General features: G+C 60.8%; 10 protein-coding genes and 2 pseudogenes. 9 read left to right on the top strand and 3 right to left on the bottom strand.

Going from position 1 to position 10,820, the window contains the following annotated elements:
- The 5 genes from AC0L2Y_RS34020 to AC0L2Y_RS34000 form a co-directional block, all read left to right on the top strand.
- Positions 1–1,560, top strand: a 1,560-nt coding sequence (locus tag AC0L2Y_RS34020; protein ID WP_473562254.1) for a heavy metal translocating P-type ATPase, incomplete at its 5' end; no start/stop codon positions are given.
- The gene (gene ccoS / locus AC0L2Y_RS34015; protein WP_473507188.1) at positions 1,560–1,715 is read left to right on the top strand and encodes a cbb3-type cytochrome oxidase assembly protein CcoS; all 156 of its coding nucleotides are present in this window, start codon (positions 1,560–1,562) and stop codon (positions 1,713–1,715) included. The genes AC0L2Y_RS34020 and ccoS, both read left to right, overlap by 1 nt.
- 731 nt (positions 1,716–2,446) lie before the next feature.
- A complete protein-coding gene (locus AC0L2Y_RS34010) occupies positions 2,447–4,336 on the top strand; it encodes a glycoside hydrolase family 127 protein (RefSeq protein WP_473562253.1) in 1,890 nt (629 codons plus the stop codon).
- A gap of 397 nt (positions 4,337–4,733) precedes the next feature.
- Positions 4,734–5,006, top strand: coding sequence for a hypothetical protein (locus AC0L2Y_RS34005; protein ID WP_473562252.1), 273 nt, complete (start codon positions 4,734–4,736; stop codon positions 5,004–5,006).
- Positions 5,006–5,263 carry a hypothetical protein gene (locus tag AC0L2Y_RS34000; protein WP_473562255.1) on the top strand — a complete coding sequence of 86 codons (258 nt, stop codon included), beginning with the start codon at positions 5,006–5,008 and terminating at the stop codon, positions 5,261–5,263. The genes AC0L2Y_RS34005 and AC0L2Y_RS34000 overlap by 1 nt, the downstream gene beginning before the upstream one ends.
- Positions 5,264–5,510: 247 nt before the next feature.
- Here AC0L2Y_RS34000 and AC0L2Y_RS33995 read toward each other — a convergent pair.
- Positions 5,511–7,142: pseudogene (locus AC0L2Y_RS33995) on the bottom strand (heavy metal translocating P-type ATPase); the annotation flags it as partial.
- 54 nt (positions 7,143–7,196) lie between these two features.
- Between AC0L2Y_RS33995 and AC0L2Y_RS33990 the strand changes: the two are divergent.
- The 3 genes from AC0L2Y_RS33990 (at position 7,197) to AC0L2Y_RS33980 (ending at position 9,279) form a co-directional block, all read left to right on the top strand.
- Positions 7,197–7,457, top strand: coding sequence for a MerR family DNA-binding protein (locus AC0L2Y_RS33990; protein WP_473562251.1), 261 nt, complete (start codon positions 7,197–7,199; stop codon positions 7,455–7,457).
- A 395-nt stretch (positions 7,458–7,852) separates the two neighbouring features.
- Positions 7,853–8,062 (top strand): hypothetical protein, encoded by a 210-nt coding sequence (locus AC0L2Y_RS33985; protein ID WP_473562250.1) that lies wholly within the window; start codon positions 7,853–7,855, stop codon positions 8,060–8,062.
- A gap of 1,025 nt (positions 8,063–9,087) precedes the next feature.
- A complete protein-coding gene (locus AC0L2Y_RS33980) occupies positions 9,088–9,279 on the top strand; it encodes a hypothetical protein (RefSeq protein ID WP_473562249.1) in 192 nt (63 codons plus the stop codon).
- Positions 9,280–9,514: 235 nt separating this feature from the next.
- On the opposite strand, the gene AC0L2Y_RS33975 is transcribed toward AC0L2Y_RS33980, so the two are convergent.
- On the bottom strand, positions 9,515–9,694 hold the full coding sequence (locus AC0L2Y_RS33975; RefSeq protein WP_473506763.1) for a hypothetical protein: 180 nt from the start codon (positions 9,692–9,694) through the stop codon (positions 9,515–9,517).
- Positions 9,695–10,059: 365 nt separating this feature from the next.
- Here AC0L2Y_RS33975 and AC0L2Y_RS33970 point away from each other — a divergent pair.
- A pseudogene (locus tag AC0L2Y_RS33970) lies at positions 10,060–10,158 on the top strand (IS5/IS1182 family transposase); the annotation flags it as partial.
- Positions 10,159–10,223: 65 nt separating this feature from the next.
- On the opposite strand, the gene AC0L2Y_RS33965 reads toward AC0L2Y_RS33970, so the two are convergent.
- Positions 10,224–10,574: a hypothetical protein gene (locus AC0L2Y_RS33965; RefSeq protein ID WP_473507243.1), complete on the bottom strand. Its 351-nt coding sequence runs from the start codon at positions 10,572–10,574 to the stop codon at positions 10,224–10,226.
- Between the last annotated feature and the right edge of the window lie 246 nt (positions 10,575–10,820).

Below are 10,820 nucleotides of genomic sequence, written 5' to 3'. Positions count from 1 at the left end.
GCGGTGAACGGCCTGTCACGGCTGGCGGCGCGTGGCGCCATGGTGATGCGTGATGATGGCACGCGCGACTACCGGCCGGTTAGCGAGATAGAACCCGGCATGCAGTTGCTGATCGCGGCGGGTGAGCGGATTCCGGTCGACGGCAAGATTATTCGAGGCTCCTCGGATCTCGACTGTTCGCTGGTTTCCGGTGAGAGCATTCCCAGAACCGTGGCGTCAGGAGAAGCCGTCCAGGCCGGCATTCTCAATCTCACCGGTCCACTGACGATCGAGGCGACAGCCGCCGCAAAAGACTCTTTCCTGGCCGAGATGGTCCGCCTGATGGAAGCCGCCGAGGGCGGCCGCGCGCACTATCGCCGGATCGCCGACCGCGTTTCGGCGCTGTATGCGCCGGTGGTCCATCTGACCGCATTCGTGACGTTTCTCGGCTGGATGGTGGCCATCGGCGACTGGCACCGGGCAATGACGATCGCCATCGCCGTCCTCATTATCACATGTCCCTGTGCGCTCGGACTCGCCGTGCCGATCGTGCAGGTTGTCGCCGCGCGGCGTCTGTTCGAAGCTGGCGTCATGGTCAAGGACGGTTCCGCCATGGAGCGCTTGGCGGCGATCGACGTCGCGGTGTTCGACAAGACCGGCACGCTAACGCTCGGACAGCCCCGGCTCGTCAATGCATCGTCGATCGATCCGACCATGCTGGCAATCGCAGCCGATATCGCGGCCCACTCCCGTCACCCGCTTTCAAAGGCCATTGCCAGTTTTGCAGGTTTCGCGGGCCAGCCGGAACTCGAGGCTGTTAGCGAGTATCCCGGATTCGGCATCGAAGCCACTGCCGCGGGCAGCACCTGGCGGCTTGGCCGGCGCGGATGGGCCGGATGGAAGGCCCGAACCGGCGGCCAAAGCAGATATGGCGGAACGGTTCTGACGAAAGATGGGATCATTATGGCTTCCTTCGTCTTCGAGGACGCGTTGCGTGCAGACGCCAGAGCGGCCATCGAGCAATTGAACAACGCGAGGGTTTCCGCGCAAATGCTGTCGGGCGACACCGCCGCTGCCTGCGGCGAGGTGGCGGCGGCGTTGGGCATCCATCACTTTGTTCCGGCGCTGCTTCCTTCGGGCAAGGTAGAACATATCGAAACGCTGGCGAAGGACGGCCACAAGGTGCTGATGATTGGCGACGGCCTCAACGACACCCCTGCGCTAAGCGCGGCACACGTCTCGATAGCTCCAGCCACGGCCGCCGATGTCGGCCGCAAGGCAGCGGACTTCGTGTTCCTGCGCGAAAGCCTTTCCGCCGTACCGCTTGCCCTCGACGTCTCGCGCAAGGCCGGACGACTGATCCGGCAAAACATCGCCATCGCGATTATTTACAATGCCGTCGCCGTGCCGATCGCCATTTCGGGGCACGTCACACCGTTGATCGCCGCAATCGCCATGTCCGGCTCGTCGCTGCTTGTCATCGGAAATGCATTACGCCTGGAAGGCTTTGTACCGGACGCACCAACGAGAACTGTTCCCAATGATAGACACTCCAACAGTGGCGGATTGGCACAGTTGTAATGACGACGCTTGCCTATTTGATACCTGGGGCTCTGCTCCTCGGTGGTCTTGGGCTATCTGGGTTTCTGTGGGCTTTGAGGAGCGGGCAATATGAGGACCTCGACGGGGCAGCAGAGCGTATGCTTATCGACCAGGACGATAAGCCAGAACGCTGATTCAAGCCGCTGTGCAGACGACTGTGCGGATGCGGGTGGTAAGCCAAGTCGTCTGGAACAACTGCTGAGGTGGCATAAGCAGCTTCACCTGCCGCCGGTTGACGCAGATCTGTGAAAAGCCTCTGTTGCTCGAAGGACTACGTCGCCCATTCCGCCCAACATGCAGGCGGGTGATCCTCGAACCGCGGTCGCCGGATTTCTCATGCCGCTTGACCCAGATCAGGGTTATCTACTCATCGGCGTGGTTTCATCGCCCAGTCTTTCAAGGGGAGAAACCATGCCTACGTTGAATCGCGCCGCCGAACGCCTCGGCGATCGGTCTGGATCAAGACCCACACGAAGAACGGCCAAAGCCAAAAGTGGGCCGAGGCGTGGCTGCGCAAGGCGGCGGCCGCATTCTTGTGAGCAAACGTTGAACGCGACGTTCCGCGGCAACGATCAGATCGCCCGGGCCGCGTGGGACCCTCTGCGCGAGACTGGCCCGCTAGTACATGCCGATGTGGCCATCGCTAGATCTGAGGACGTTATGGGGCTGGAGGCGCGTCCGCAACTGACCAGGGTCGTTGTGAACCCAAGGCGCTCGGACGCGAGGCTGCTCACCGCGTGCTTAAGATGATCGCGGGACGGCAGCTGAGCGGCGTCAGGCGCTGGCCATGTTCACTGGTCTTGGCGAGCATCGTCGGAGCGATGAGAACGCCGGTGCATTTCGTTGCAGGAACGGATGCGTTCGAATGAACGAGTTCAAGCCAGTTCGGTTCGTCGATGTGGCGCTCGAGGGGCAATTTTGGCGCGAGCGGCTAGAGACGGTGCTGACACGGACCATCCCCAGCCAGCACGTCCAGCTTGGCAAGCACGGAATCTTGCAGTCCCTAACCCTGCCGAACCGGCCGCCGCCAGACAACGAGCAGGATTTCGTGCAGCTGTTCTGGGACTCCGACGTCGGCAAGTGGATCGAAGCGGCATCCTATGCGCTGTCACACAGGAGCGACGCCGATATCGTGGCCAGGATCGAGAAGATCGTCGACGATCTCGAAAAGGCGCAGGCTCCCGACGGTTATCTGAACAGCTGGTACTTGCAGCGCGACCCAGACAAGCGCTGGACCAACCTGCGCGACAATCACGAACTCTACAATCTTGGACATCTGCTTGAGGGCGGCATCGCCTACTTCGTCGCGACTGGCCGGCGCCGGCTCCTCGGCATCCTCGAGCGCTATGTCGACCATGTGCGCAAGACCTTCGGCCCGAACCCCGGCCAGAAGCGCGGCTATTGCGGCCATCAGGAGATCGAGCTTGCTCTCGTTAAGCTCTATCGGTTGACGGGAGAGAGAAAGCATCTCGACCTCGCGGCCTATTTCATCAACGAGCGCGGGTGCCAGCCGCACTACTTCGATCAGGAAGCGATCGCGCGCGGGGAGAGTCCTCAGGATTTCTGGAAGGAGCGATTTGAGTACAGCCAATCGCACAGGCCGGTGCGCGAGCAGACCATTGTGGTCGGACATGCCGTCCGGGCTATGTACATGTTTTCTGCCATGGCCGACCTCGCGGCGGAACTGAATGACGACGGCCTCAAGAAAGCATGCGAGGTGCTCTGGGCCGACGTCATCTCCTCGAAGATCTATATCACCTCCGGGTTGGGTCCGGCTGGCGGGAATGAAGGCTTTACCGAGGACCACGACCTGCCGAACGATACGGCCTATGCGGAGACCTGCGCTTCGATAGCGCTGATCTTCTGGGCGCATCGCATGCTGCATTTCGATCTCGACGGCCGCTACGCCGACGTCATGGAACAGGCGTTGTTTAACGGCGCGCTGACCGGCCTGTCACGCGATGGCCAGCACTATTTTTATACCAATCCGCTGGACAGCGATGGGCGACACAGCCGATGGGCCTGGCACACATGCCCATGCTGCACGATGAATTTGTCGCGTCTGATCGCTTCGGTCGGAGGCTATTTCCTTTCGGCCAGCGAAGACGCAATCGCCCTCCATCTTTACGGCGGCATTTCGACAAACATCCAGCTCGCTGGGTCAAACGTGTTCCTACGGGAAACCAGCGCCTATCCACTATCCGGCTCGATCAGGATAGAGGTCAGCCCTGACTCGCCGGCCGAGTTCACCGTTAAGCTGCGCATTCCCGGCTGGGCGCAGGAAGCCAAAGCCTCGGTCGGGGGACATGTGGTCGACGTGACAGCATGCACCAGAAATGGCTATCTTGTAATCTCGCGGCTATGGACTCCAGGAGACATAATCGCCCTCGAGCTACCCATGTCTCCCGAGCGCATCTATGCTCATCCCTTGGTTAGGCAGGATATCGGCCGGGTGGCGCTTAAGCGCGGACCATTGGTTTACTGTGTTGAAGAGGTCGACAATCCCGGGGCGCGCGTGCAGCAGCTCACACTGCCGCGAGAGTCCAAAATCGAAACGATGGAACGGAGCGATCTTTTCGATGGCGTGGTCGCGCTGACTGCCTCCGCGCAGCGCGTCGAAGACCAAGGCTGGGGAGACAGCCTATACAGGAATACGCCCCCCATCGCTTCGGAGTTTCGGCTAACCGCGCTGCCATACTATCTCTGGAACAATCGAGCAAAAGGCTCGATGCAAGTGTGGCTGCTGGAAAGCTGAATGGCCGAGGTAAGAAACCCGTTGGTTGGCTGGCTATCTGCCCAGGTGAGGGGAGCCAAAACCAGGTTCGATCAGCCGCTCCTCTGTTTCATGAGACTACCTCTTCGGTTCCCGATTCGTGAGGATCTTTCTCCCTTGGGTTTTGAGGCGATGCGGCGAGCACTGGATCGCGCGATCGGTCCTTCCACCAACATCTCACCAAGAGCCTGACTGGATCACCGGAAATGGCAGCCATCAAGAAGGTCGTACGCAACGCGAGGAGGGTGAGCGGGTCAGGCGATTCCTTTCGGCTGAGCGAGCGTGGCGAAGTCGAGGTGGATGCTGGACATGGCATCACGGGCACTGCGTATGCCCAAGTTTTGTTTGCAGGAGTGAATGGATGTCGCGATTTCGCCTATTGACGATCTTCATGTCGGGAATGCTGGGACTGGCGACGTTGCCGGATCCAGTCGCCTCGGCACCAGTCCTCAACCCCGCCAATCGCAATGCGCTGGTCGAGCAGAACGAATTACTGATGCTGGAGAACAGGCTGCGGCGGCAGCAATATCAGCAGCAGCAGCAGCAGTTCCGTGCCCAGGATCGCGAGATCACGCCGCAGCAACAGCCCGATCGACTGCTTACTTGCCAGCTACAGCAGTCAAGCAACGGCGTTGTGAGCATCTGCCGTTGATGAGGCGGCTTGCCACTTATTTAGGCGGCCACAGCTTGTGCGCGTCGTGCTTAACCAGCATCAAAGGCGTTTTTGATTTCGCAGTTCGTGCTTGGGCACTGGAGAGCCTACGCGATGACGCCACGCTGATGGCGGACTCCGATGACAGCTTTGTCGTTGGAGCGGGGCCGGTCGGACTTTGCTTCGCCGCGTCGCTTGCCCAGAGCAAACTCAAGGTGGCGATGCGGCATGGAATTTCGGACATGCTCAAGCGATGAACCGTACCAGCAGTTTTTTGACTTTTGCGGTTTATTGAGGCCTTGGGAAAGAGTGGCATCATTCCCGGGAATAATAGCTCCCCTCACGGAGAGGACGGCAGCTTCCCGCGCAGGTGCTGAATGTGGCCCCTTGTGGCGATCATGCCGATTTCCAAAGATTGGGCGACATTCATGGTGCATTTCGAGGATGCATTCCCGAAGCCGGGGGCTCAACTTTCGCTCCTGTTTGAGGACACCGATTGACGGGCCCTCGCCAACCCAGCAGCCGCATGGCGTTCGCCGTGACGAGCACGGTCGCGCCAGTGTCGGCGAGGATGGCCGGCCACAGGCCCGTCACGCCGATCACCGTCGTGACCAGAAAGACGGCCTTGAGCCCGAGCGCCGCCGTGATGTTCTGTCGGATGTTTGTCATGGTTCGCCGCGAAAGGTCGACCATGTCCGCAAGGTCTCGCACGCGACCATGAAGCACTGCGGCATCCGCCGTTTCCAGCGCCACGTCAGTACCACCGCCCATAGCGATCCCGAGCTCTGCAGCAGCCAGCGCGGGCGCGTCGTTGATGCCGTCACCTACCTTCGCGACTTTCTTGCCCTGAGCCTGAAGCTCCCTGACGACGCGCTGCTTGTCTTGCGGCAGCATCTCCGACCTGACGGGTAGACCGAGCGTCTTGCCGACAGCTTCAGCGGCGCGCCGATTGTCGCCAGTCAGCATGACCATCTCAATTCCAGCGGCCCTGAGCGCGTCCAAACCTTCCTTGGCATCGGCGCGAGGTTCGTCGCGCATCGCGATAATCCCCGCAAGCCGATCATCGACCAGCAGAACGGATACCGATTTCCCCTCATCACCGAACGCGGCAATGCGACCGAGTCGATCGCCGTCCAACTTCGCTGTTTCCTCCGCCGCCGCCGCAGAGCCAAGGAAAATCTTCTTTCCGCCAACTTTGCCGATCACGCCTTTGCCTCCGATCGCGGACGCCTCGGAGGCGGGAGGCACCGGCACCTTATCGGCCTTTGCCTTGTCGAGGATCGCCATTGCCAGCGGATGGGTCGAACCAGTTTCCAAGGCAGCAGCCATCGACAGCGCCTCGCGTTCGCTGCGATCAAACGTGACAACGTCGGTCACCTTGGGGTTGCCTTCGGTCAATGTCCCGGTCTTGTCGAGCGCCATTGCCGTGATCGAGCCTAGCATTTCGAGAATGCCACCGCCCTTGATGAGGAGGCCGCGTCGTGCCCCTGCCGAAAGCGCGGCGGCGATGGCCGCTGGGGTGGAGATGACCAGCGCACACGGGCAGCCGATGAGGAGAATGGCTAACCCCTTGTAGACCCATTCCTTCGGATCAGCGGCCCACAAGAGCGGCGGCATCACCGCGATCAAGGCTCCAATGACCACTACGCCCGGCGTGTAGTAGCGTGAGAACCGGTCTATGAAGCGCTCCGTGGGGGCTTTGCTTTCCTGCGCCTCCTCGACCAGTCGGACCACACGCGCGATAGTGTTGTCGGCTGCTGCCGCCGTAACCTTGACCCGCAATACAGCATCGGTGCTGATCGTACCGGCGAAGACGCTGTCCCCGGCATGTTTGCGGGCAGGCGTGCTTTCGCCGCTAACTGGAGCCTCATCGACCGCGCTTTCGCCCTCGACGATAGTACCGTCCGCTGGGATGCGCTCGCCGGGCCGCACGAGGATGGTCGACCCGACTTCAAGTTGAACGGCCGCGATCTCTTCGGTCTTGCCGTCGCGCTCGACCAAAGCGGTCTTGGGAACCAGTGCGGTAAGACTTTTGATGCTCGCCCTGGCACGTCCGGCAGCGACGCCTTCAAGCAACTCGCCGACCAGAAACAGGAAGACGACAGTCGCGGAAGCAATCGAAGGATCTAGGACGAGCGTGACTTGCGGCGGCTCAAATTCATCCGCCATTCGCGGGAGCTGGGGTTCGACATGAAGGACATCCGCGCGCTCCTCAAACTGCAGGACAGGCCGAACGAGCCCTGCTCGGAAGCTGACGCTATCGTGGTTGCCAAGCAGTCAGACGTCCGGCGCATGATCGCCAGCCTACAGTCTCTTGAAGCCGAGCTTGATCGTATGGCCAGCTGTCGTCACGAGCGCGTTGAGAGCTGTCCCGTGATCAACACGCTTGCCGATCACAGTCTGTGCCAACATCACGATGGAGTGCCCATCGCGGAAGTGCGCAGTCAATGAAGCGAAGCGTCGCGATCACTCCCCCAGCAGCGCCCTTCGCATTACCCTGGTGGCAACCTCCAGCCGGGCCTCGTCGCCGCCGTAAGCCTCCCACTACCGCGCCACTGGACCGCCCGAGGATGAGGTATTCGTTCGGCAGTAGAGCGCCGCTCAGCCTGATCCTGCCAGTCATGCTGTGCCTTAGGCTGTGAACCGTCACCTTCTTGTCGGCTACGATCTTCCGGACGTTCTTCATCAAAGCGGCTGAGGCCGCATCACTGCCACCGGTGCGACCATAGGCTGGGGATAGTAGCTCTTGTCCCTGCGCAGCCTCACGGCCTCCTGAGCCGCCTCGAGCGCGTCCCCAATCAGCGGCAGTTTCTGACTGAGCCTTTGGTTTTGGGCCTGCGGTGTGGGTGAACGACAAGGATGTGCGGGAATTTGTGATCAAGCCGAGCGTCGCTCACCAACAGTCCGGTGATCTCGATGGCCCTTTCCGCCGCCGCCAGTTGGCGCTCGGCTTGCCCATGGACTGCGTCATACCGCCTCATGACCTCAGCGTGGGTCTTTCCCAGCGGCATAATGATTTCGGTCTTGCCCACTATCGGCCGCAAAATCTGGCCTGACCTTGCGCCTGTAGCGGTATCGACCTTTGCGCAGTTGAACGTATCGGAGGTCTATCATCATCTCTCGTGTTCCCCTTGGTGGACCTCATTGGGTACTCGGGAAACGCTTACGCCCATGAAATCATTTGGCTATAAGGCTTCTGCGGAAAGAATGGTGCCCCGAAGGGAATCGAACCATCGGCACGTGCGGACTAGTTGTCCGTCTTGGCCGTGGCCGTCGCTTTCGGTACGGCGTCGCCGAACACACGACCGGATAGGGGATCGGCCACACGCCAAAATTACACCCTCTTGGCACGGCGGTAGCGCTGGACGGTAGAATTCTCACCCTACGCTTGGCTGCGCCGACGGCGAGTGGCGCTAGCTTCTCAACCCGTTTCTACGCCATTTCCGAAACTCGTCGCATAGGACATTTTGTTCTCTTCCATCTGACCCATCCTCTCTCCGATTGAACCTTCGAGAGGAGCGCGAACATGGGGCCACACTGTAGTACGCCGCAGTTTGGGGAAACTGTTTTGGTCGCGGGGTTGGGCGCGAGACGAACGGATCTGGTGTTTCAAAATCGGGTTTGCCGGTTCGACGCAGACCGGAATGGCCCGCGGCCGGTCTCCGCACTAATCGAGCTTCGTGAACTCTTCAGATTTGTCGATCAGGGATAGGCTCCGGGGCGATGCCGCGTGCTGGCCGATTGCCTGGTTCGCCAGCCGTAGAGGGGCGTTGCGCACCTTGCAATGGCGTGGCCTCGGTTGAGGAGCTCGAACGCTGTCTGGCGGTCGCGGCCTACTTGGTCGTCCGTCATGGGGAGGCCTACATCCATGAGTTCGATTCCTGCAAGCGGCCGGTTCTTTAACCGGCCTTCCCTGGCGCTCGCGCGCCGGCCCGTCGCCGACCTAATCAAAGGGGCTCTCGCATAACACAAAGCGGTGTTTGGTTCATCTGCGATTTGAATCAAATCCGTCTGTGGATATTAACGATTGCGCGACCCTCACCTCGTAGACGGCTAACGCGGGCGGCAACTGAGAGGGTCAATGACAAGCGATTTTTCCGCCGCGCGAGTGCATCTGGATCGAGCGTATCATTACCTGCGAGGCGATGACCCGATGAGCCGGAGGGGGCGCGAAGCCTTGGATTTGCTAATTGAGGCAGTTGCCGGCGAGGAGTTCAAGCAGCCGAGCCAAAACGCGGAGGTGCTAATGTTTCCGATTGGGCGCTGCTTCTGAGGTGATCTCAATTGTGGCAACCATGAACACGGTGTGCAAACACCCTCAGAATACTGCCCGTCCGAAGCCTGTCGCTCACAACCATCCGAATTGAGCTGTCCTGGCTGTAGCTTCCATCATCGTCATCGGCGGCAGCTATTTCGGAATGGCCCCCGTCCGGCAGTTCCGCCGCGCCCGCGCCAAGTTCTGGTGATCGAAGCCGGGCTGCGGCGGAACCGTTTTGCCATCCATTCGCCTACTTTCCTGTCCCGGGACGGCGGCGATCCGAACGGTCGCGCAGATCGAGCTGGCGGTCGGCGCTGCTTTGTGGGCCGTCCTCGCGGATCACCTGGACGGGGTAGTCGCCAGGAGAACCCGAAACCGTGCCGGACATGGCGAAATTGGGCAAGAGCCTCGACGGGTTCGGCGACATCATCTACGGAGCCATCCTTTCCGCGATCGTCCTCGTGCAGCTGAATAGCGCATCTCTCGTCTTCTTCTTCGTTGCGACGGCGCTATTGATTGCCGGCGCCATTCGCCTGGGCTATTCGCGAACTTCGGAAGTGTTTCGGCGTGCCGCTGTCCTACGACATTCCCTTGATGGCCGCCCTGGTTCTCGTCCAGCCCATGTCCGCGTCGTCTTTCCTGCCGGCCGTGAACATCGTCTTCGCTCTTTTGAGCGTTGCCCACGTCGCCTCGGTTCGCGTGCCATCGCCGAACCGGGCCATGTACCTGGCGATCACGCTCTTGGCGGTGATTGCGTCGGTCATCCTCATTCACCGGGGGCAATTTGATGCCGCGTGGCAGACGGTCTACTGGTGGTTCCGGCGCTTTGTACGGCTGATGCTGTTTCGCACGATCCCCAACATCGCCCTGACGGACGACCGCGAGCGGGCCGGGCACAACCTCATCCGGAAAGGCGCCGCGAGACTCTGAGCGGTAGACCGCTGGCCAAACCAAGTGCCCTATTCGCAAACCACACGGTATCGCTTGCCGGACTCGCTGACGTTCTTGCAGACAAGCGGGTTGTGCGGCTCATAAGAGGAAAGCGGAGGACTTGCGATCCGCGATGCGCGTCTGGTTGATGTCTTGTGACTTGCCGCACGGCGCGGTTCGAGCCCTTCCGGCTCCTGTGGCGCAACCGGAAACACGCTGGTTTCGATGTGTGGCTGCTGCATGTGGGGCGGCCCTTTGTCAAAGAATCGCCTGGCATCAAGCGGTCTCGGAATAATCACCGTACCATCATCGCTGCGCGCGCAGCCGCTACCCAACAGTAAAGCCAGCCCCACGAAAAAAGGCAGAATCCGTTCAAGCATAAGCACCAACCTTGGCGGGCATATACCCCCGGCTTGCGAGTCACTGACAACTGGCGGAACGGGCACGAAGAAGGGGCGGCATCGCTGCCGCCCCTCGAAATTGTTGAGGTGCATGGACCTTAGAAATCCATGCCACCCATGCCGCCCATGCCGCCGCCGCCCATGCCGGCAGGCATGCCGCCGCCAGCCGACTCCTTCTTCGGAGCCTCCGCGATCATGGCTTCGGTGGTGACCAGCAGGCCGGCG

It is taken from the genome of Mesorhizobium sp. WSM4830 (genome assembly GCF_055811495.1).
This window is presented reverse-complemented; position numbering and strand designations above follow the sequence as displayed.